General features: G+C 67.8%; 21 protein-coding genes and 1 riboswitch. Of the genes, 11 read left to right on the top strand and 10 right to left on the bottom strand.

Annotation, left to right across the window (positions count from 1 at the left end; all coding sequences use genetic code 11):
- The first annotated feature begins 77 nt into the window (after positions 1–77).
- A complete protein-coding gene (locus tag ACQEVO_RS32475) occupies positions 78–614 on the top strand; it encodes a TetR/AcrR family transcriptional regulator (protein ID WP_432920352.1) in 537 nt (178 codons plus the stop codon).
- A 183-nt stretch (positions 615–797) separates the two neighbouring features.
- Here the strand turns inward: ACQEVO_RS32475 and ACQEVO_RS32470 are convergent, their stop codons facing one another.
- A complete protein-coding gene (locus ACQEVO_RS32470; RefSeq protein ID WP_432920349.1) occupies positions 798–1100 on the bottom strand; it encodes a hypothetical protein in 303 nt (100 codons plus the stop codon).
- The gene (locus tag ACQEVO_RS32465) at positions 1097–1345 is read right to left on the bottom strand and encodes a hypothetical protein (RefSeq protein WP_432920346.1); all 249 of its coding nucleotides are present in this window, start codon (positions 1343–1345) and stop codon (positions 1097–1099) included. Before ACQEVO_RS32465 ends, ACQEVO_RS32470 begins: the two co-directional genes overlap by 4 nt.
- Before the next feature lie 160 nt (positions 1346–1505).
- Between ACQEVO_RS32465 and ACQEVO_RS32460 the strand changes: the two genes are divergently transcribed.
- A complete protein-coding gene (locus tag ACQEVO_RS32460; protein WP_432920343.1) occupies positions 1506–2381 on the top strand; it encodes a helix-turn-helix domain-containing protein in 876 nt (291 codons plus the stop codon).
- A gap of 97 nt (positions 2382–2478) precedes the next feature.
- Here ACQEVO_RS32460 and ACQEVO_RS32455 read toward each other — a convergent pair whose 3' ends face one another.
- A complete protein-coding gene (locus ACQEVO_RS32455; protein ID WP_432920340.1) occupies positions 2479–3285 on the bottom strand; it encodes an MOSC domain-containing protein in 807 nt (268 codons plus the stop codon).
- A 143-nt stretch (positions 3286–3428) separates the two neighbouring features.
- On the opposite strand from ACQEVO_RS32455, the gene ACQEVO_RS32450 reads away from it, so the two are divergent.
- On the top strand, positions 3429–3908 hold the full coding sequence (locus ACQEVO_RS32450) for a DUF456 domain-containing protein (RefSeq protein WP_432920337.1): 480 nt from the start codon (positions 3429–3431) through the stop codon (positions 3906–3908).
- 212 nt (positions 3909–4120) lie between these two features.
- Here ACQEVO_RS32450 and ACQEVO_RS32445 read toward each other — a convergent pair whose 3' ends face one another.
- Complete coding sequence (locus ACQEVO_RS32445) at positions 4121–5005, bottom strand: amidohydrolase family protein (RefSeq protein ID WP_432920334.1); 885 nt, start codon at positions 5003–5005, stop codon at positions 4121–4123.
- A gap of 64 nt (positions 5006–5069) precedes the next feature.
- Positions 5070–6458, bottom strand: a complete 1389-nt coding sequence (locus ACQEVO_RS32440) for an FAD-dependent oxidoreductase (protein ID WP_432920332.1) — start codon at positions 6456–6458, stop codon at positions 5070–5072.
- 229 nt (positions 6459–6687) lie between these two features.
- On the opposite strand from ACQEVO_RS32440, the gene ACQEVO_RS32435 reads away from it, so the two are divergent.
- From ACQEVO_RS32435 to ACQEVO_RS32425, 3 genes are all read left to right on the top strand, one after another.
- A complete protein-coding gene (locus ACQEVO_RS32435; protein ID WP_432920330.1) occupies positions 6688–7158 on the top strand; it encodes an Rv0361 family membrane protein in 471 nt (156 codons plus the stop codon).
- A 64-nt stretch (positions 7159–7222) separates the two neighbouring features.
- A riboswitch (SAM riboswitch) is annotated at positions 7223–7335 on the top strand.
- A 15-nt stretch (positions 7336–7350) separates the two neighbouring features.
- Complete coding sequence (locus ACQEVO_RS32430; RefSeq protein ID WP_432920328.1) at positions 7351–7767, top strand: rhodanese-like domain-containing protein; 417 nt, start codon at positions 7351–7353, stop codon at positions 7765–7767.
- Positions 7764–8978: an O-succinylhomoserine sulfhydrylase gene (locus tag ACQEVO_RS32425; protein ID WP_432920326.1), complete on the top strand. Its 1215-nt coding sequence runs from the start codon at positions 7764–7766 to the stop codon at positions 8976–8978. Before ACQEVO_RS32430 ends, ACQEVO_RS32425 begins: the two co-directional genes overlap by 4 nt.
- A gap of 5 nt (positions 8979–8983) precedes the next feature.
- On the opposite strand, the gene ACQEVO_RS32420 is transcribed toward ACQEVO_RS32425, so the two are convergent.
- Complete coding sequence (locus tag ACQEVO_RS32420) at positions 8984–9760, bottom strand: HAD-IIA family hydrolase (protein ID WP_432923248.1); 777 nt, start codon at positions 9758–9760, stop codon at positions 8984–8986.
- A 204-nt stretch (positions 9761–9964) separates the two neighbouring features.
- On the opposite strand from ACQEVO_RS32420, the gene fgd reads away from it, so the two are divergent.
- From fgd to ACQEVO_RS32400, 4 genes are all read left to right on the top strand, one after another.
- A complete protein-coding gene (gene fgd, locus ACQEVO_RS32415; protein WP_280400374.1) occupies positions 9965–10975 on the top strand; it encodes a glucose-6-phosphate dehydrogenase (coenzyme-F420) in 1011 nt (336 codons plus the stop codon).
- 207 nt (positions 10976–11182) lie between these two features.
- Positions 11183–11833, top strand: a complete 651-nt coding sequence (locus tag ACQEVO_RS32410) for a class I SAM-dependent methyltransferase (protein WP_432920323.1) — start codon at positions 11183–11185, stop codon at positions 11831–11833.
- Between the two features lie 474 nt (positions 11834–12307).
- Positions 12308–14380 (top strand): phosphate acetyltransferase, encoded by a 2073-nt coding sequence (pta, locus tag ACQEVO_RS32405; protein WP_432920320.1) that lies wholly within the window; start codon positions 12308–12310, stop codon positions 14378–14380.
- 29 nt (positions 14381–14409) lie between these two features.
- Positions 14410–15615 (top strand): acetate kinase, encoded by a 1206-nt coding sequence (locus ACQEVO_RS32400; protein ID WP_432920318.1) that lies wholly within the window; start codon positions 14410–14412, stop codon positions 15613–15615.
- Positions 15616–15824: 209 nt separating this feature from the next.
- On the opposite strand, the gene ACQEVO_RS32395 is transcribed toward ACQEVO_RS32400, so the two are convergent.
- Positions 15825–17330 (bottom strand): PLP-dependent aminotransferase family protein, encoded by a 1506-nt coding sequence (locus ACQEVO_RS32395; protein WP_432920316.1) that lies wholly within the window; start codon positions 17328–17330, stop codon positions 15825–15827.
- 61 nt (positions 17331–17391) lie between these two features.
- On the opposite strand from ACQEVO_RS32395, the gene ACQEVO_RS32390 reads away from it, so the two are divergent.
- Entirely contained in the window at positions 17392–17601 is a 210-nt protein-coding gene (locus ACQEVO_RS32390; RefSeq protein ID WP_432920314.1) for a hypothetical protein, read from the top strand.
- A gap of 49 nt (positions 17602–17650) precedes the next feature.
- On the opposite strand, the gene ACQEVO_RS32385 is transcribed toward ACQEVO_RS32390, so the two are convergent.
- The 3 genes from ACQEVO_RS32385 to ACQEVO_RS32375 form a co-directional block, all read right to left on the bottom strand.
- Positions 17651–17938 carry a hypothetical protein gene (locus tag ACQEVO_RS32385; RefSeq protein ID WP_432920312.1) on the bottom strand — a complete coding sequence of 96 codons (288 nt, stop codon included), beginning with the start codon at positions 17936–17938 and terminating at the stop codon, positions 17651–17653.
- 142 nt (positions 17939–18080) lie between these two features.
- Positions 18081–20681: a LuxR C-terminal-related transcriptional regulator gene (locus ACQEVO_RS32380; RefSeq protein WP_432920310.1), complete on the bottom strand. Its 2601-nt coding sequence runs from the start codon at positions 20679–20681 to the stop codon at positions 18081–18083.
- A gap of 87 nt (positions 20682–20768) precedes the next feature.
- The gene (locus ACQEVO_RS32375; RefSeq protein ID WP_432920308.1) at positions 20769–21065 is read right to left on the bottom strand and encodes an excalibur calcium-binding domain-containing protein; all 297 of its coding nucleotides are present in this window, start codon (positions 21063–21065) and stop codon (positions 20769–20771) included.
- Between the last annotated feature and the right edge of the window lie 268 nt (positions 21066–21333).

Genomic DNA, 21333 nt, shown 5'->3' with positions numbered 1-21333 from the left:
CGTTCCGGACTATCAGTCCGTTTAACATTCGCTATCATACGGACCATCAGTCCGCTTATGTCAACAGGAGGCTCCGGATGCGCGCCGACGCCGAACGCAACCGCGCCGCGATCCTCGCGGTGGCCGGGCGCCTGATCTGCGACGACAAACTCGACAACGTGTCCATGGACGAGATCGCGGCGGCCGCCGGAGTCGGCAAGGGCACACTGTTCCGCCGGTTCACCGATCGCGAAGGCCTGATCCGCGCCCTGTTCGACGACCGGACCCAGCGCGCGTGGACCGCGGCGCGCGAACACGCGGCGGATACGACGGTTCCGGTCGGCGAACGAATACTGGCCTACGTAGCCGCGGTTTTCGACCTCACCGCCATCGAACTACAACCCCTCACCCGCGCCATGCCCGACGGATGCAACTCCGACACCTGGGCGCCCTGGCGTAATCAGCTCACCGAACTCATCGCCCAGCTCGACCCCGATGCCGACGCGCAATTCCTGACCCTGGCCCTGTTCTCCAGCATGCGCCCGGATCTCACGGACTTCGTCGGCGCCCAACGCCACCGCGCCGGCGTCCTGGACCTCACCGCGCGCGTGCTCGGACTCGACCCGCAGGGATAGACGCATTACCGTACGTATCCGCCGCGGCGGGGAACGGTGGCTGCACTGGGCGCGAAATGACCGGCCGCCCGTACTCAGCCTGATCAGTCCTGGGGCCCACCCACGGCGGCCACCAGATCGCTGCCGCGATGACGAGCAATGGCAGCCCGATCGCGATCGCGTATCCGGCAACCACAAGGACGCTCATGGCGCCGGCCGCTGGAACGCCCAGCGCGCGAAGCTGAGCCGTGGAAATACCGTCTCCACGTCGGCCACATCCATAACCGCATTGAGCTCGACCGCGCTCAGGTGGTCAGGCGCCGGCAGAATCACCAAGTCGGCGCTTGCGTTACGCACCTGATCGACGACCGGAAGCACCGAAAGTTCACGGGGCCAAACGAGGCGGTACCCGAGATGCCGTGCGAAGCAGCGTATATGTGCGCGATCGGATTCCGGTGAGCGGCTGATATCGACGTTGATCCAGCCGAACGCGATCGAGCGGTTCATGACGGCACTCTGTCCAGCCGCCCGGCAATCTTGTCCACCTGATAGCCGTGGGGACAGCTTTCGATCGGCAGGCCGGTGCAGTCTTGGGCGGCGGCGTGAGTGGCGGGTAATGCGCGGAGCCCGGCAGCGATCCGCTTCAGTAGCTCGCAGTCGTTTTGGCGGCTCGTGTACGCATACCGCTGCGCCACATCCATCACGCGGTTCACAGGCAGACGGATAGGGAGCGGCGGCAGGTTCTGGCCCATGGAGTCACCTCACGGTCATCGGCTTGGTTGATGGACCGCCGACGACTCGGCGAAATCGCATGAGACGAGTACCGGCGGCGCTGGGATTGACGCTATGGCTATGCGGCATACCCTGGACAGATAGCGAGTGTTGACAGGTGTTTGCGGCTATGGAGGGGAGATGGAGTCAGGGGCAGGCGCAATCCTGCGCGCAGCGCGGCAATCGTCCGGTATCTCGCTGCGCGAACTCGGTCGCCGGACGCACTACAGCGCCAGCTATCTCAGCCTCATAGAGTCGGGGAAGCGGGCGGTGCCCCCTGGCGTGGTTGCCGCATATGAGCGCGTGCTGGGTGCGGACCTCGGGCGGATCACCAGCGTGGCAAGAGCTCCCGCTGCTGTGAATGCTGGCGCACTACATGAGGTTGCCGACATCTTGGGCGCACTGAGACGCGTCGAGGACGCTACCGGGGCGCTCACCGTGCTTCCTACCGTGCGAGGGCTCACGGAGATGGTGTCGCACAGCCCTACCGCGCTCGCAAGCGAAGTCGTCCAGTACCGAGGCTGGCTCGAGCACGCGGTCGGAGCCGATGCCACAGCACGGCGCACGCTGGGCACAGCCGTGGAAATTGCGCGGGCGGCAGGCGACCCGGACAGGCTCGCGCACAGCCTCGGATTTCTCGGCTATGTAACCGCCAGCACAGGCGATTTCGCCGCGGTTCTCGATCTGTATGACGCCGCGCTTTCAGTGCGTGGCACTCATCCTGTCATCGACGCTTACGGACGTATGCGCCGTGCCGAGATGCTGGCGGAAATGGACGATGAACGAGAAGCCACACGCGCCTTGTTGCCGGAATCGCCGGACGCCGATCCACCGGATTCCATGTACTGGTGGAGTCCGGGATTCGCAGCCGTTCAGCGCGCCGGTGTGCTGGCTCGCCTCGGATACCCGACCGAAGCTGTGCGCGAGGCCGAAGCGGGGTTGGAAGCAATGCCCGAGGAACATCGGCGCACAGAATGGCTGGCATCGGCACTTCGCCGGGTCGACCCGGACATGTGAAACCCGCGCTACCGCCCCGGCGATCACCGCACCACCGCGCGGGAGCTGATCGCCGGCGCCCTCCCACGTGGCGGCACGTCCCAGAGGATCGCCGAGTTCAGCCGATTACGAGCTGGTCTCCGGCGCGGAGGGTGCCGCCCTGCACCACAGCCAGGTACAGCCCGACACACGGCAGTGCACCGAGTCCCGGGATAGCGACATCGACCCGGTTCTCGGCCATCGGGCGGCGGACCGCCTGCGGGGCGCGCGGCAGGTCTCCGTGTTCCAAGGTCGGCACGGCACAGCGGGGAGTGGGGGTTATCGGCGACAGCCGCACATCGCCGATTGCCAATTCCATTCCCAGCCAGTCGTTTTCACCGTATGGTGCGAACCCCGGTGGCGTGGAGACGATCAGGTTCGGGCGGTATCTCAGGGCCTCGATATCGAGATGGTCCAGCGTGGCGGTGGTGATCAGGTGTAGCGGGGCGAAATCGACGAACGAACCTCCGGGGGTGCCGGCGCCGACGGGCAGGGTCGCGTAGTCCAGGGCTGCATCGACCCCCTGCGCCAGCACCTCCTCGGGGTCGGGTCGTTCCATTTCCGCACCGTCGGGGCGCCGATCGCTGAGGCGGACGTCGCGCTCCAGCAGTTCGCTCAGCAGGTGCGCGGCGTCGGGCGAACCGGCCTCGATGGTTCTCCCGTCCGGCAAGGTGATGTGTATCCGCCCTGGTTCTCCGGTGGCCGAGCACTGCAGCAGCCGCCGCCACAACCGTGGCTGCTTGGCGGTGGCGACACGACCGGTGGCCGTATCGACAACCGCCATCGCCCGGTCACCGGTGGCACCGCTGTCGTCCACCACCAGTTCGGGTACGTCCTCGCCGAGCATGGATTTCACCGGATACCTGCGCAGTGTCGTGACCTGCACTACCTGTCGACCTCCTCCGCCCGTTACCCGTCGCCCGAGTCCGATCGCCGCCGAGCCTGCGATTGTATCGACCACCCCGCGCGGCGGCGAACGCGCTTTTCGGCGGTCCGGCACACAACCGCGACTCGGGCTACGTTGGTGAGGTGAGCGTATGGGGTGAAATCATCGTCGGCCTGGTGATTCTGGTCGGCCTGGTCGGCATCGTGGTGCCGATTCTGCCGGGGGTGATCCTGATCTTCGCGGCGATCGCGGTGTGGGCGTTCCTCACCGGCGGCGTCACGGCGTGGGTGGTGCTGGGGATCAGCACGCTGCTGCTGGTGATCTCGGGGGTCGTGAAATACACCTGGCCCGGGCGGAATCTGAAAGAGGCGGGGATTCCCAACCGGACCCTGCTGCTGGGCGGGCTCGCGGGAATCGTGGGGTTCTTCGTGATCCCGGTGATCGGGTTGTTCGTGGGTTTCGTTGTGGGGGTGTATCTCTCGGAGATGGCGCGGATACCCGACAACCGGCAGGCGTGGGTGTCGAGTAAGCATGCGATCAAGGGGGTCGGGCTGTCGATCCTGGTGGAGTTGCTGGGCGCCCTGCTCGCGACCGGAGTTTGGGTGATCGGCGCTGTAATTTAGGCGCCGCCTCCGGCGGCGCGGGTGCTGTGTCATGGCGCCGCCTCCGGCGGCGCGGGTTCGGGGCCCCCCTTTGTCTCGTTCTTCACTCCTCCGCTCCGCCGCTTCGCTCCCCCGCTCCGTCGCTCCAGAACGAGACGGGCCCCGAACCACGGAGGTGGCGTCGTTGGGAAACGCCTAAACGGGAGCCGGCCGAGGACCGGCGCGCACTGTGGCTATCGGTTCGGGCCCGAGGATCGTCCCGGGCGGGGGCCGAGGATGGGGAGGGGGCGGGTGGTGCCGTCGGTGGCGGGGCGCCGGTCGATATCCCGCGGCGGGATGAACAGGGGCAGCGTGGGGGTGGGGTCCTCGGGGCTGCGGTCGATGGGCGGCAGGCCGTAGAACGCGCGGGCATTGTCTTCGAGGACGGCGTGCATATCGGTGCCGACCACATCGCTGATCAGCTCCACATCGGATTCCCGGAACGGGCGGCCGGCGCGGGTGCCGGGCAGATCGCTGCCGAACATGAGGGCTTCGGGGCTCACCGCGTGGATCCGGCGCAGGGCGGTGGCGACGTCCATCTCGACCCGCCCGAACCCGGTCGCCTTCACGCGGGCACCTCGATCGACGAGGTCGAGGAGGTAGGACAGCCCTTCCTCCGACATACCGAGGTGGTCGATGGAAACCTTCGGCAGTTTCAGGATCACCGGTTGCAGCGACGCGAGCATCTGACCGTCGACGTAGATTTCCACATGCCAGCCGGCCAGCTCGTGGGCACGTAATGCTTGGCGGGTCATTCCGGTGATATCGGCGGCGGCGCGTTTCAGGTTGAACCGAACCGCGCGCACCCCGGCTTCGTGCAGGTCGAGGATTTCCTCGTCGGAGGCGTCCAGGTCGAGGCGGGTGACCCCGACCCAGCCCGGCCCCAGTTCGGCCAGCGCGGCACGCAGATAGCTCTGGTCGTTCCCCTGGAAGGACGCGCTCACCACCGCGCCACCGGAGACCTCGAACCGGGCCATCCGGCGCCGGTAATCAGCGATGGTGTACGGCTCCGGTAGGTAGCCCTCGTTCTCGATCAGCGGAAAACGCGGATCGATGATGTGCACATGGGCATCGAACACGGATACAGAATGCCTGATATGTCGTGGTGGTGCCCGCTCCGGGAAGCCCGGAGCGGGCTCGGACCTACACCTTGTGCGGTTCGCTGGCGCGCAGCATGTCCTCGCGCTCCACGACCTTGACCCGTTCGCGGCCTTCCGGCTCGCCCAGCGAACGCTCGTGCGCGTCGAGGCGGTACCAGCCGGCCCAGGTGGTGAACGGGATACCGCGGCTCTCCAGGAACTCGGTCACCGCTTCGGGCTCCGGATGCTCGGCGGCACCGAAAGCCGAGCTGTCGTCGAGCAGGCAAGCGACCGTTTCGTTGGCATCGCCCTTGGTGTGACCGATCAGCCCGACCGGGCCGCGCTTGATCCAGCCGGTCACATAGGTGCCCGGCATATAGCGCGCGGCGCCGTCGGCGTCCTCGTCGACGAGCACCCGACCGGCCTCGTTCGGGATCACCCCGGCCTGGTCGTCGAACGGCAGCTCGGAGATGTTCTGCGACAGGTAGCCGACCGCCCGGTAGACCGCCTGGACATCCCAGTCGCGGAAGTTTCCGGTGCCCTTCACGTTGCCGGTGCCGTCGAGCTGGGTGCGTTCGGTGCGCAGCCCCACGACCTTGCCGTCCTCGCCGAGGATCTCCGAAGGCGATTCGAAGAAGTGCAGGAACAGCTTGTGCGGCCGGTTGCCCTGATCCCGGATCGCCCACTGTTCGAGGGTGTTGGCGACCATATCGACCTGCTTGGAATGGCGGCGCGCGGCCTCCGAGCCCTCGTCGTAGTCGATGTCCTCGGGGTCGACGATCACCTCGATCGTCGGCGAATGATCGAGTTCGCGCAGCTCGAGCGGGGTGAACTTGGCCTGCGCAGGACCGCGGCGGCCGAAGACGTGCACCTCGACGGCCTTGTTCTCCTTCAGGCCGGCGTAGACGTTCGGCGGGATCTCGGTGGGCAGCAGTTCGTCACCGGTCTTGGCCAGCACCCGCGCCACGTCCAGCGCGACATTGCCGACGCCCAGCACCGCGACCTTCTCCGCGTCCAGCGGCCAGGTGCGGGGCACATCCGGGTGCCCGTCGTACCAGGACACGAAATCGGCGGCACCGTAGGAGCCGTCCAGGTCGATACCGGGGATCGGCAGCGCGCGGTCGGCGTTGGCGCCGGTGGAGAAGATCACCGCGTCGTAGAAACGCCGCAGATCCGACAGGGTGATATCGGTGCCGTAGTCGATATTGCCCAGCAGCCGCACCTGCTCCTTGTCCAGCACCTTGTGCAGGGCCGTGACGATTCCCTTGATGCGCGGGTGGTCGGGCGCGACGCCGTAGCGGATGAGCCCGAAGGGGGCGGGCATCCGCTCGAACAGGTCGATCGAGACCTCGGCATCCGATTTCATCAACGCATCAGCGGCGTAGATACCCGCCGGACCAGCTCCCACGATCGCGATCCGAAGCGGGCGATTCGCTTCCTTCTGCTCGGTCATCTGTTACGCGCACCCTTATCGGTCGAAAGAATCACTGGCGTTGTGCTTAGCTTAGGCTAAGTTGACGCGTGGCTTGTATGCGCCGTCATCGCGCCGTTTCGGGCAGCCGGTTCGCGCTACGTCTTCCCACGTCCCCGCGGCGACTGCTGTGCCGTCCACCCGCGGTCTCCTGCAATTCTATCGGGGTGCGGGCGTGCCCCCGCCGCGGGGACCAGGGATGATCATGGGTATGAGCGATTCCGGACCCGCTGACGACCCGGCGGCCACCGACCCGGATGACACCCCGGCACGGCGCACGATCACGCCGTTCGTCGTGGCCGCGGTGATCGCGGTCCTCATTCTCGGGGGCATCCTGCTCACCGGCCTGCTGGCACCCGTTGAGAAAAATGTCACAGAATCCGACCGGATCGCCGGCGCGGTCCGCGACTTCGCCCAAGTGAGCAGCCGCTACGGACCCGAACCGCCCCGCGAAGCGGTCTGCCCGGGGTTCGTTCCCGCCCGCTCCCCGCTGGCGCCGCGGCTGCAACCCGGCGAGACCGGAAAAGATATCGAGATCACGAGATTCGGCCCGGTGCAGGTCAACGGCGAGACCGCGACCATCGAAGTGACCAGCCGGGTCGAGGACAACGAGGAGACATCGACCTGGTGGATGTTCCACACCGACGGCGAGTGGAAGGTGTGCAATCGGCCGGTCGAATGATTTACCGCCGGGCGTCAACTGGGGTTTGACACGGCCGGGGAGGTCCGGGCAATCTCATCCATTAGGTCATGAGTGCCAGCGCCAAGCCCCGGCTCGCTGGTCGGCAACCCTCCTCCGCGGTGGGGTGCTCCGGGTGACGACCTGGCACGCATCGAACGGATGCGGCAAGTGCGGATTCGCAGGAGGTTCACGTTGAGTTACGCAGGTGATATCGGTCCACAGCAGGCCTGGGAACTGCTGGCCGACAATCCCGACGCCGTCCTGGTGGACGTGCGCACCGAGGCCGAATGGAAGTTCGTCGGCGTCCCCGACACCAGTTCCGTCGCCAAGCCGACACTGCTGGTCGAATGGGTCGATGCGACCGGCGCGCGCAACACCGGATTCCTGGACCAGTTGCGCACCGCGCTGGGCGACCGCCCTGCCGACGCCCCGGTGCTGTTCCTGTGCCGGTCGGGTCAACGATCCGCGCATGCCGCCGATGCCGCGACCGCGGCCGGGATCGCGCCCGCCTACAACGTCGCGGAAGGTTTCGAGGGTCCGCTGGACGAGTTCGGGCATCGCGGCGGCGCCGGCTGGCGCGCCCACGGCCTGCCCTGGCGGCAGTCGTGATCAGCGGCGGCGCGTTCGAACGGGCACTGCCCGAAGGTGTCGGCCCGGCCACGCTGGGGGTGCGCGGCGGCCTGAGCCGGTCGGGCTTCGAGGAAACCTCCGAGGCGCTGTACCTGAACTCCGGATTCGTCTACGCCACCGCGGAAGCCGCCGAGGCGGCGTTCACCGGCGACGTCCCGCACTACGTGTACTCGCGCTACGGCAACCCGACCGTGTCGATGTTCCAGGAACGGATGCGTCTGCTCGACGGCGCCGAGGCCTGTTTCGCCACCGCCAGCGGTATGTCGGCCGTTTTCGTGGCGCTCGGCGCGCTGCTGAAGGCGGGCGACCGGCTGGTGGCGGCACGCAGCCTGTTCGGATCGTGTTTCGTGGTGTGCAACGAAATCCTGCCGCGCTGGGGTGTGGAGACCGTTTTCGTCGACGGTGAAGACCTCGAGCAGTGGGAGGCGGCGCTGTCCGAACCCACCGCCGCGGTGTTCTTCGAAACCCCCGCCAACCCGATGCAGACCCTGGTCGACGTGCGCAAAGTATGCGAGCTCGCACACGCCGCGGGCGCGAAAGTGGTGCTGGACAACGTTTTCGCCACCCCGCTGCTGCAACGCGGCTTCGAACTCGGCGCGGACGTGATCGTGTACTCGGGCACCAAACACATCGACGGCCAGGGCCGGGTGCTGGGCGGCGCGATCCTCGGGTCGGAGGAGTACATCGAGGGCCCGGTGAAGACACTCATGCGGCACACCGGCCCGGCGCTGAGCCCGTTCAACGCCTGGACGCTGCTCAAGGGCCTGGAAACCATGCCGCTGCGGGTCCGGCAGTCGGCGGATTCGGCCCTGCGGATCGCGAAATACCTCGACGAGCATCCGGCGGTCAGCTGGGTGCGCTACCCCTTCCTCGAATCCCACCCGCAGTACAAACTGGCGACCGACCAGATGAGCGGTGGCGGCACCGTGGTGACCTTCGAACTGAAGGCAGCAGAGGACGCCGCCAAGAAACGAGCCTTCGAAGTACTCAACGGGCTGCGGATCATCGATATCTCCAACAACCTCGGCGACGCCAAAACCCTCATCACCCACCCCGCGACCACCACCCACCGCGCGATGGGCCCGGAAGGCCGAGCAAGTATCGGCCTCTCGGATGGAGTAGTGCGCGTATCCGTCGGCCTGGAAGACATCGAAGACCTCCTGGGCGACCTCGATCACGCCCTGCGCTGATCGGTTCACCCAGGTTGAGCGGTGGGCTCCGTGAAGGGGGTCCGGACCCGGCCCACCAGGTCGGCCACCGAGTTCAGCGTCATAGTGGGCCGGTACGGGTAGTTCTCCACCGAATGCCGGGTGGAGATACCCGAGGTGACCAGGATCGTGCGCATACCCGCTTCCATCCCGGAGATCACATCGGTGTCCATCCGATCGCCGATCATCACGCTGGTCTGTGAATGGGCATCGATCCGGCGCAGCGCCGACCGCATCATCAGCGGGTTGGGTTTCCCGATGTAGTAGGGGTCGCGGCCGGTGGCGCGGGTGATCAGCGCCGCCACCGAACCGGTGGCGGGCAGGACCCCGTCGCGGGACGGGCCGGTGGGGTCGGGGTTGGTGGCGATGAACCGGGCACCGCGTTCGACCAGCCGGATCGCGGTGGTGATCGCCTCGAACGAATAGGTGCGGGTTTCGCCGAGCACCACGTAGTCGGGGTCCACGTCGGTGAGGACGTAGCCGATTTCGTGCAGCGCGGTGGTGAGACCCGATTCGCCGACCACGTACGCGGTGCCGCCGGGGCGCTGCTCGTTCAGGAAATGGGCGGTGGCCAGGGCGGAGGTCCAGATCGCGTTTTCCGGGATGTCGAGACCGGTCTGCCGCAATCTCGCCTGGAGATCGCGCGGGGTACGGATGGAGTTGTTGGTCAGGACGAGGAACGGGATCTGCTCGGCGCGCAGTTCGGCGAGGAACTCGTCGGCGCCGGGGACCAGATGGTCCTCGTGGACCAGCACGCCGTCCATATCGGTCAGGTAGGACAGGATCGGATCATCGGGGCTCACCCGACAATTCTGCGCTTCGTACCTCCCGGGGTGGGTATGCCGCGCCCGGAACCCGCGGCGCGCGTCCGGTGATCCGGACCACCGGAAGCGGCCGCCGGTGGCGGTGGTTATGGTCGAATCCGGGGCCGGAGACGGTCCGACCACAACGCGACAGGAGTGGCGCATATGGGTGAGCTCAAGCTCGGGTACAAAGCGTCGGCGGAACAATTCGGACCCCGCGAACTGGTGGAGCTGGCGGTGCTGGCCGAGGAACACGGCCTCGACAGCGCGACGGTCAGCGACCATTTCCAGCCGTGGCGGCACAAGGGCGGCCACGCGCCGTTCTCACTGGCCTGGATGGCGGCCGCGGGTGAGCGGACCGAGCGGATCATGCTCGGCACCTCGGTGCTCACCCCGACCTTCCGCTACAACCCGGCGGTGATCGCGCAGGCCTTCGCGACGATGGGCTGCCTGTATCCGGGGCGGGTGATGCTGGGTGTCGGCACCGGTGAGGCGCTGAACGAGATCGCCACCGGATACGCCGGTGAATGGCCGGAATTCAAGGAGCGGTTCGCCCGCCTGCGGGAATCGGTGGATCTGATGCGGGCGCTGTGGACGGGTGCGCGCACCGATTTCGACGGGACCTATTACAAGACGGTGGGCGCCTCGATCTACGACGTCCCCGAGGGCGGCATCCCGGTCTACATCGCGGCCGGTGGTCCGGTGGTGGCCCGGTACGCGGGCCGCGCGGGTGACGGTTTCATCTGCACGTCCGGCAAGGGGATGGATCTCTACACCGAGAAACTGATGCCGGCGGTCGCCGAGGGCGCGGCGAAGGTGGACCGGGAGGTGAGCACCATCGACCGGATGATCGAGATCAAGATCTCCTACGACACCGACCCCGAGCTGGCGCTGGAGAACACGCGTTTCTGGGCGCCGCTGTCACTGACGGCCGAACAGAAGCACAGCATCACCGACCCGATCGAAATGGAGGAGGCGGCCGACGCGCTGCCGATCGAGCAGATCGCCAAACGCTGGATCGTCGCCAGCGACCCGGACGAGGCGGTCGAGCTGGTGAAGCCGTATGTGGACGCCGGACTGAACCACCTGGTGTTCCACGCCCCCGGCCACGACCAACGGCGGTTCCTGGACCTCTTCCAGCGCGACCTGGCACCGCGCCTGCGCAAACTCGCCTAGAAAAGAACGGCTTTCGCGGCCGGCCGATAAACGAATCGCCCATCGGCCGGCCGTGCTGGCGACGGCTGACAATACAACTCGGCATCTCGGATTCGATGCCATTCCGGAAGGACTTCTGCCCCATAGGAATTAGCTCAGATGCTCCTCAATCCAGCCGCCGTAGCATCGGTCGAGTGCAATTGATGGTTACGGACTACCCTGCCGGTGATGAGCGCAGACGACTGGTTGACCGATACCCGAACCTCCTACGACACTGTCGCGCTGAGCTATGCCGACCAGGTGCGCGATGCCCTGACTGGACACCCATACCTCCGTGCAGCTCTGGCATTGTTCGCGGACAGCGTGCGGGCCGTCGGCGGCGGGCTCGTAGCCGATGTCGGGTGCGGTCCCGGACACGTTACCGCCTACTTACACGAGCTGGGTGTTGATGTCTTCGGTATCGATCTCTCCCCTGGGATGATCGAGTTAGCTCGGCGTGACCACCCTGGACTGCGGTTCGAGGTGGGTTCTATGACGGAGCTGGACTTCCCGGCAGCCTCGATGGCCGGCATGCTGGTCTGGCAGTCGTTGATCCACGTCCCCGACGACGAGGTCCCGGCCGTGCTGAGGCACTTTCATCGAGTACTGCGTCCCGGCGGACCACTGCAATTACTGTTCCACGTCGGCACCGAGTCGCAGTTGAAGACCCAAGGCTATGGCGGTCACCCGATGAATGTCCATGTCCACCGTCGCCAGCCGGACCTCATGACGGCCTGGCTGCGTGATGCCGGATTCATGGTCGAGGCTCACATGCTGCTCGCCCCGGAAGCGAAAGCGTCGCAAGCAATACTTTTCGCACGTCACCAGCCCTACCAGTAGTTCAGAGAAGCATGCATCCGATGCCCGAGGCTACCGGTGGACCCACGCGCCCGCGCGCCTGGCCGAGATCATCGCCGATCTGCGCAACCGTATCGCCGAGGCGAAAGCCTGGGGCTGGACCGGGGAAGTCGAGGGACTACGCGTCAGCCTGCACGCCGCTGCAGCCAAACTCGCGCGCCTGGACAAAATGGACGAACGCAGCGCACAGGCCTCTTCGCGAACCCACTCCTTGGCGTTATCGCAGCCCGATTACGACTGACATCGCCAGAAACAGGGCGAGCTGGTAGCTGGAGTTGATGACGGTCAGCCTCGCAGGCTTCAGCTCGAAGGCATTGTGTTGCAGGACCCTCGACCCCGCAAACCACCCCCCACCTGCTCCGGCTACCCGGAACACGACCGCCTGAGGCCGCCCTGTGTGGATGTGCGTCCCGCGTCACCGCCGGTGGCGCGGGGATCACCGTTAGGCTCTCCCTCATGGCCGAGGTTGCTGCGTCCAGTGTGTACATCGCATCGCCGGAGGGTGATACCGGGAAATCGACCGTGGCGCTCGGTGTGCTGCAGATGTTGTGCGCGACCACCGCGCGCGTGGGGGTCTTCCGGCCGATCACCCGGTCGGTGACCGAACCCGATTACATTCTCGAATTGCTGCTCGAGCACAGCACCGCCGATATCGAGTACCAGCAGGCGGTGGGGGTCAGCTATGAGCAGGTGCATACCGACCCGGACGCCGCCATCTCCGAGATCGTGATGCGGTACCACGAGGTGGCGGCGGCCTGTGACGCCGTGGTGATCGTGGGCAGCGATTACACCGACGTGGCCAGCCCCAGCGAACTCCGGTTCAACGCGCGGATCGCGGTGAACCTGGGGGCTCCGGTGCTGCTGGTGGTGCGGGGGGCGCAGCGCACCCCGGACGAGGTCGAGCAGCTGGTGGAACTGTGCACGGCCGAGTTGTCCGGGGAGCACGCGCAACTCAGCGCGATCATCGCCAACCGGTGCGCGCCCGAAGAGCTCGACCAGGTGCGGGAACGGCTCACCGGCTTCGGCGTACCGTGCTGGAGCCTGCCCGAGGTGCCGTTGCTGATCGCGCCCACCATGGCGGAGTTGTGCGCGGCGCTGGACGGCGAGATCTACAGCGGCGACCCCGAACTGCTGCACCGCGAGGCGCTGGGTGTGATGGTGGGCGGGATGACCGCCGAACACATCCTCGAGCGCCTGTTCGACGGCGCCGTCGTGATCGCCCCCGGGGACCGCTCCGACGTGCTGCTCAGTGTGGTGAACGCGCATGAAGCGGAGAGCTTCCCGTCGCTGGCCGGGATCGTGATGAACGGGGGCCTGCTGCCCCATCCGGCGATCGGCCGCCTGATCACGGGCCTGAAACCGCGATTACCCATCCTGACCACAGGTCTGGGCACCTACGACACCGCCGGTGTCGCGCATCGCACCCGCGGCCGGATGTCGGCCGACAACCCACGCAAGGTCGATACCGCGCTGGCGCTGATGGAAACCCATGTGGACGCCGCGGAGTTCCTGCGCCGCCTGGAGGTTCCGCTCACCAGTGTGGTGACCCCGCAGATGTTCGAATACCAGCTGATAGAACGCGCCCGGGCCGACCGCAAAACCATCGTGCTGCCCGAAGGCGACGACGACCGGGTGCTGCGCGCGGCCGGGCGGGTACTACAACGCAAGGTCGCCGATCTGATCATCCTGGGCGACGAGACCGCGATCCGGGCGCGCGCCGCCGAACTCGGGGTCGATATCGCCGACGCCCAGGTACTCGATCCGCGCACCTCCGAACATCTCGACGATTTCGCCCGCGAATACGCCGAACTGCGCAAACACAAAGGTATGACGGTCGAGCGGGCCCGCGAAACCGTCACCGATATCTCCTATTTCGGCACCATGATGGTGCATCGCGGCCTCGCCGACGGCATGGTGTCCGGTGCCGCGCACACCACCGCGCACACCATCCGGCCGTCGTTCGAGATCATCAAAACGGTGCCGGGTGTTTCGACGGTGTCGAGTGTGTTCCTGATGTGCCTGGCCGACCGGGTGCTCGCCTACGGCGACTGCGCCGTCGTTCCCGATCCGAGTTCCGAACAGCTGGCCGATATCGCCGTCTCCTCGGCGGCCACCGCCGCCCGGTTCGGTATCGAGCCCCGGGTGGCGATGCTGTCCTACTCCACCGGCGAATCCGGCAGCGGCGCCGATGTCGACAAGGTGCGGGTGGCGACCGGCCTGGTCCGGGAACGCGCCCCGGAACTGCTGGTGGAAGGGCCGATCCAATACGACGCCGCCATCGAGCCCACGGTCGCCGACGCGAAACTGCCGAATTCGGAGGTGGCCGGGCGCGCCACGGTATTCATCTTCCCGGACCTCAACACCGGCAACAACACCTACAAGGCGGTGCAGCGCAGCGCGGGCGCGGTCGCGATCGGGCCCGTACTGCAAGGTCTGCGCAAACCGGTGAACGACCTGTCCCGGGGCGCGCTGGTCACCGATATCGTGAACACGGTGGCCATCACCGCCATTCAGGCACAGCAGCAGTGACGCGACCCGGCGAACAGGAGACGATGGCGGTGGTGCAACCGACACGCGTACTGGTGGTCAACTCGGGTTCCTCCTCGATCAAATATCAACTTCTCGAACCGGATTCGGGCACGATCATCGCCTCCGGACTGGTGGAGCGGATCGGCGAGGAGGACGGCGGCGCGATCGAGCACACCGCGGGCGAGCAGACCGTCACCGACAAGGTGCCGATCCCCGACCACACCGCCGGTTTACGCCTGGCCTTCGACAAATTCGCCGAAGCCGGCCACGACCTGACCCGGGCGGGTATCACCGCCGTAGGGCACCGGGTCGTCCACGGCGGCGAGATCTTCTACCGGCCCACCCTCGTCGACGATCAGGTGCTACGCACCATCACCGAACTGTCCACCCTCGCGCCACTGCACAACCCGGCCAATATCCGCGGGATCGACGCCGTGCGTACCCTGCTGCCGGAGGTCCCGCAGGTCGCGGTGTTCGACACAGCGTTCTTCCACGGGCTGCCCGCAGCCGCGAAAACGTACGCGATCGACAGTCAGGTCGCCGAAACGCACGGTATCCGCCGCTACGGTTTCCACGGCACCTCACACGAATACGTCTCCGGCCGCGTCGCCGAATTCCTCGGCCGGCCGGCGGACTCGCTGAATCAGATCATCTTCCACCTGGGCAACGGTGCCTCTGTCTCCGCGCTGCGGGGCGGGCGGCCGGTCGACACCAGTATGGGCCTGACCCCGCTGGAAGGCCTGGTCATGGGCACCCGCAGCGGCGATCTCGATCCCGGGATCATCCTGCATCTCATGCGAACGGCACACCTGGACGTCGACGGTATCGACCGGTTGCTCAACCGGGGTTCCGGGTTGCGCGGTATGGCCGGTGTCAACGATTTCCGGGAACTACGCCGCCGCATCGACGCCGGCGACACCGCCGCGCGCAACGCCTACGACGTCTACGTACACCGGCTGCGGCACTATCTCGGCGCCTACCTGATCGAATTGGGCGGGGTCGATGCGATCACCTTCACGGCGGGCGTGGGCGAGAACAATCCCGACGTCCGCGCCGACGCGCTCGCCGGGCTCGACGGTTTCGGGATCGCCGTGGACCACCGGCTCAATACCGCGAAAGACCGTGGCGCCCGGCTGATCTCCGCGGAAGGGTCGCGGGTGCAGGTACTGGTGGTGCCGACCAACGAGGAACTCGCCATCGCCCGCGCGGCGGTAGCGGTCGCGGGGCAGTCGTGAACCACCGGCATACGCAGCCGGACGGCCATTACCTGGCGCACGCCCGGGCGGCCATCAGCCGGGCACATGCGGCCGGGCGACCGTCACCCCGCACACGCGGCCGGGCGACCATCTCCCCGCAGACGCGGGCCGGGCGACCATCTCCGGCGCGTGGCGGGACGGTCGCCCGCAAGCCTGCTCCGGCGGGTGACGAGGTACCGGGCAGCGGTTCAGTAGCAGGTGAGCGGCTGCAACGATTCGCCCGCGCGCGGGCCCAGACCGTCGTAGGCCGCCGCGATCGCCGTAACCGCCCGGCGGAGTTCGGGTTCGGGGTTGGTGTACGGCAAGCGCAGAAAACGTTCGAACGCACCCTGCACCCCGAATCGTGGCCCGGCGGCGAGCAGTACGCCGTGATTGGGTGCCGTGGCCGCCAGCGCGGTCGAGACCGGATCGGGTAGCTGCGCCCACACCGACATACCGCCCACCCCCGGCAGCACATACCAATCCGGAAGCTCCTCGGCCAGCGCCGCCAGCAGCGCCTCCCGCTGATCGCGCAGCAGTTTCCGGCGGCGCGCCAGGATGGGTTCGGCCTGTTCGAGCAGGTGGACCGCCGCCAGCTGATCCATCACCGGCGTGCCCAGATCGACGGTGGCGCGGGTGGTGAGCAGGCGGCTGATCAGTGATTCGGAGGTCCTGATCCAGCCCACACGCAGACCGCCCCAGAACGATTTGGACGCCGACCCGATGGTGATCACCTCGGATCCCTTCGCGAACGCGGCGACCGGGGCGACCGGAGCGGTATCGGTGAGCGACAGATCCGCCATGGATTCGTCGATGATCAGCAGCATCCGGGTCTCACGGGCGATCGCGGCCAGCTCGGCGCGGGCCGCCTCGTCCATCAGGAATCCGGTCGGGTTGTTGTGGTCGGGCACCAGGTAGGCCAGGGTCGCGGCGGTCTGCCGGGCCGCGCTGCGCAGGCCGTCCAGATCCCAGGCGGCCGAAGGGTCCTCCAGTCGCAACGGGACGGGTACCGGGCGGGCGCCGACATCGCGGATCGCCTCGATCGCGTTGGGATAGGTGGGATGGTCGATCAGCACCCGGGCCGCCGCGGGAGCCAGCACGTTCAGCAGCAGGCGCAGGCCGTGCTGGGCACCGAGGGTCACCAGGATCTGATCGGCACTCGTCGGCAGGCCGCGTTCGGTGTAGCGGCGGGCGAGCGCCTCACGCAGTGGCAGGATACCGACCGGGTCCATACCGTGGGTGCTCAAATATGACGGGATGCCCTGCAGCGCAACGGTATAGGCCTCCTGCATCTCCGGCGGGGCCGTCATCGCGGCATAGGTCAGGTCCACGGCGGGCCGGTCGCCGACGGACATGGTGGCCAGGATCCCGCGGGCGGCGCGGCCACCGTCGTGCGCGACGGCCGGGGGCAGCGCGACCGTGGACCGCGACCCCTGCCGGGTGATGAGGTAGCCGTGTTCGCGCAGCAGCGCGTAGGTGGAGGTCACGGTGGTACGGCTGACGCCCAGGGTGGCGGCCAGATCGCGTTCGCTGGGCAGCGCGATACCGAGCGGGGCGCGGCCGTCGTGGATCAGCAGCCGGATGCCCTCGGCCAGCGCCAGATAGGCGGGGCGGCCGGAACGGCGCGCACCGCCCTCGGCAGGTGACTGGTCCGGGCCGCGCCACTGCCCCAGATCACGGGCCAGGCCCGCGGCGCCGAGCACTCTCGTCGACATACAGGCCAGTATTCATCGATTGGCTCTTTAACGGCAAGTCCAGTAACGCCATCCTGGAGTCATGACACTCTTCGCTGCGCTCATCGGAGTGGGCGCGTTCAGCTTCTTCGCCTATGAGTACCTGGTCACCGAATCGCGGCTACCCGAACTGCTGGAACGATACCGGCCCCTCGGCTCGATCACCGACGATTCCCTCAGCCGGTACGACCTCGAACGCGGCTACCGCGACCTGGACGCCGCACGGTCGCACGAACACCTGGACTTGATCTAACCCAGCCGGAGCACAGGGGTCCAGTTGTGCAACTGGACTGATTGCTCGCTCAGTTCAGTGGGTGCTGACGATAGAAGTCGCACGGGTCGCCCGAGAGCAGGCCGTCGGCGCAGGCGAAATAGGTCTGGATACAGGAGTTGGTATCGCAGCCCATGCGCACCAGTTCGTCCCGGATCCGCAGGTTGCGCTGCTGCGGGGTTTCGGTGGTGGCCGGCGCGGCCGCGGACGTCGTGGTGGTGGCGTGACCGCCGGTGTCCTGGGCGCAGCCGTAGACCAGCGCCGTCGCCGCGCACAACGACAGCATGGTCGCAATCCGGACCGCGTACCTCGTGACCATGCGCACCTCCACATACCCGGCTGCCCGACGAGCGGCCAGCGTAACCGATACCGGTGCGGACCGGTATCGGCCCCGGACCACGGACGATGCCGTCGCAGCCCGCGGTATGGCGCAGGAGCGCCACCGCCGCCCGGTCGGCGATTCAGCCCGCCGACTCCCCGCGCAGCAGCGCGGCCAGGGATTCCCGGTCGGTGACATCGAGTTTGGTGCAGGCGCGGTACAGATGGCCCTCCACGGTCCGCACCGAGACGGTGAGCCGGTCGGCGATCTGCCGGTTGCTCAGACCGGCCGCCACCAGATTCGCGATCTCCCGCTCCCGGCTGGTGAGCGGCAACGGCTGGGCGGCATCACGTAGTGCCGGGGTCGCGGCGCCGCCGCAGGCCGCCGCCAGCCGGTTGGCGTGCGCCGCCGATTCCAGTAACTGCCGGCGATCCCCGGCCCGGTCGTGCGCGGTCGCGGCCTGCGCCGCGGCATCCGCGGCCGACAGGTACGCGCCGAGAGTTTCGAAATCCGCCGCCGCCGCGTCCAGCCCGGCCCCGTCGTGCCCGGCCAGCGCCACCGCGTGCCGGGCCTGCGCGCGGACCAGCGGGCCGTCCACCCGGTGCGCCAGGTCGGCCAGCCGAGGCGCCACCGACCCCGCGCCGAACCGGGCCGCGGTGTGCAGGGCCAGCGCCTCGACGGCGTGCTGATCCGAACGCGCGGCGGCGTCGGCGGCGCGTATCGCGCGTTCGACCGCGGTGCTCACCGCGCCCTCCGCCGCCGCCAGGCAGGCCCGGGCGATCTCCAGCTGCGGTTCGTAGACCGCGCTGTGCCGGCCACCCCGCGCATCGGCTTCGGCGATCGATTCGGCGGCCTCGGCCGGCCGGCCCAGCGCCGCGTAGGCCTCGGCCAGCCGGATCCGGGCCGGGAACATCCAGGCGGCGGCGCCCTCGGCGGTGAGCGCGGCCAGCGCCTGCTCCAAATTGTCGATCCCGGCCGCGAACCGGCCCCGCGCCACATCGACCGTGCCCTGCAAGATCTTCGACATTCCCCACGCGAGGTACTGCCCCGGCGCGGAATACCCGAAATACTCGGTGGCCCGGTGCGCGGCCGCATCCAGATCACCGGTGAGCACCAGCGCCAGCACCTCGGCATGCGTCGACATGAACCGGTTGAGACCGTCGATATGCGGTTCCACCGCCCGCCCCCGGTCCGCGTAGCGCCGGGCGACTTCCGCGCGCCCCCGCAGCGCCGCCGCGAGCCCACCGCCGAACGCCGCCCACCACACCGCCCACGGCGGCGCGTCCGCGACCCGCATCACCTGTTCGGCTTCGCGCAGCGCGTCACCGAGGCGGTTCTCGCTCACCGCGCAGGCCGCGGCGAGCCCGGTGGTGATCAGCCCGATCTTCGGATGCGCGATCCGCGCGCGGACCAGCGCGAGCACCTCGTCGGCGCGGTCGGCGTCGCCGGAGGCCCACAGCAGATTCGAGACCCGCGTACTCCCCCAGCGAGCCAGCTGCACCTCGTCGAGATCGTCCGGATCGAAGCTGGCCAGTGTTCGCTCCGCCTCGATCCGATGCCCCTGCCACAGCAGGGCACGCGCCAGCAGATCCGCCGACTCCACCCCGCCGCGGCGTTCCACCGCCGCCCGCGCGAACCGCTCCCCCAGCGGCAGATTCGCCAGGCCGATCGCGTCCTCGGCGGCGGATTCGAACAATTCCAGATCGGCGGACTTATCGCTGTCCAAGGCCAGTTCGGCGAGCCGGATCCGATCGGCGGCGGAATTGATCCGCCGCTGTTTGAGCGCGGAATACAACCGGCCGCGTAATCGGCGCGAGCTCGCGATACCGAGGCGGCGCCGGATCACCTCGCCGAACAGCGGATGGTTGTACCGAACAACGAGGTCCGGCCCTGCCTCCACCACCCGGATCACCCCGCCGTTCTCGGCCGCTTCCACCGCCTCCTCCCCCGCGAGCTCGGCCATCACCTCGAGATCGACGGGTTCGCAGAAAGTGAGCAGTTCCAGCACCCGCAGCACCGAGTCGGGGAGCTGCTCGACCCGATCCTCCAGCAGCGCGGCCAGTTCCGAGGTGACAGCGGCCCGGCCCCGCAGCTGCCACACCCCGTTCACCTGCCGCAGCGACCCCACCTCCAGCGCACCCTCGACCAGATGCCGCAGGAAAAGCGCGTTACCGCCGGAGGATTCCCACATGAGGTTGGCGGTGAACCCCTCCAACTGCCCGCCGAGCACCGATTCCACCAGGTCCACGCTCTGCTGCTGGGTGAACGGCGGCAGCTGGATCCGCAGCAGATGCCCGTCTTTCCACAGCGTCGTCACCGCGTCGGGCACCGGGACACCGTCGCGGACGGTGGCGACGATCCGCGCCGCCTTGTCGATCGCCAGCTGCAACAGCAGGGTCGCGGAGAGCTGGTCGAGCAGATGCGCGTCGTCGACCCCGATGATCGCGGGGCCGTCGGCCAGCAGCGCCTCCCGCGCCGCGGCCATGAACGTCACCGGATCGTGCGCGGTGTACACGCCGACCATATGCGCGAAGACGCCCAGCGGAATACTGCGCGCCGATTCGGTACCCGCGACCCACCGGATGGTCCCACCGCCCGCGGTAGCGGCCCGCCGGGCCAGCGTGGTCTTCCCGACCCCGGGCTCCCCGATGAGAACAGCGCCGACATGATCGGAACCGGTGAGCGTCGCGCGAATCGCCTCGAACTCGTTCCCCCGCTCGACCATCGGCCAATTTCGCGCCATATGACTACTGTAAAGCCCGCATTACCGGTCGATACGGTGAACTGTCCACGGCGGCACCGGCACTGCGCGACCTGCTCCGGAGCCGCCTCAGTGCTCGCCCACTTCGCAGGCCAGGCCGTCACCGTCTTCGTCGAGCTGGAACGAATACCCGGGCTGTCCCCCGAACAACGGCGTATCGGTTTCGCGCCGCGCGTGATCACAGCTGATGTAGTAGGGGTGCTCGTCTTCGTCGGACTCCGGTTGCGCGCGATCGGCGGGCAACGGATGCGAATCCTGGCTCGTATTCGGCGAGTTCTGGGTATCGGCAGCGGCCGGCGCGGCAGCGAGCAAGGTCAGCGCGCAACCGGCGACGATCGAACGAGCCAGAATGGTACGGGTTTTCATCACGGACGTCCTCGGGTGCTGGGGTACTCCTATCCTCACGCGCAATCGAGAAAAGTGAAAGACCCATGTTCACCGCAGCGACCGGCACCGGGCTGTACCCGGTCCCGGTCGCACAGCCGTTCCTCCCGCGCCCAGCGGCGGCGCCGAGTTCAGCGAGGCATTTGGAGGGTTTGGCCCGTCCCTGCGTTCAGCCCCGCGAGACAATGCGCCGCAGGCGCGAGTATCGCGGGGCTGAACGCAGGGACCAAGGGGGGCCAAACCCCGCGCC

This window comes from Nocardia sp. CA-290969 (genome assembly GCF_050936135.1).
Classification (GTDB): domain Bacteria; phylum Actinomycetota; class Actinomycetes; order Mycobacteriales; family Mycobacteriaceae; genus Nocardia.
The sequence above is the reverse complement of the archived record's forward strand: the minus strand, read 5'-3'. Positions and strand labels throughout refer to the sequence as shown.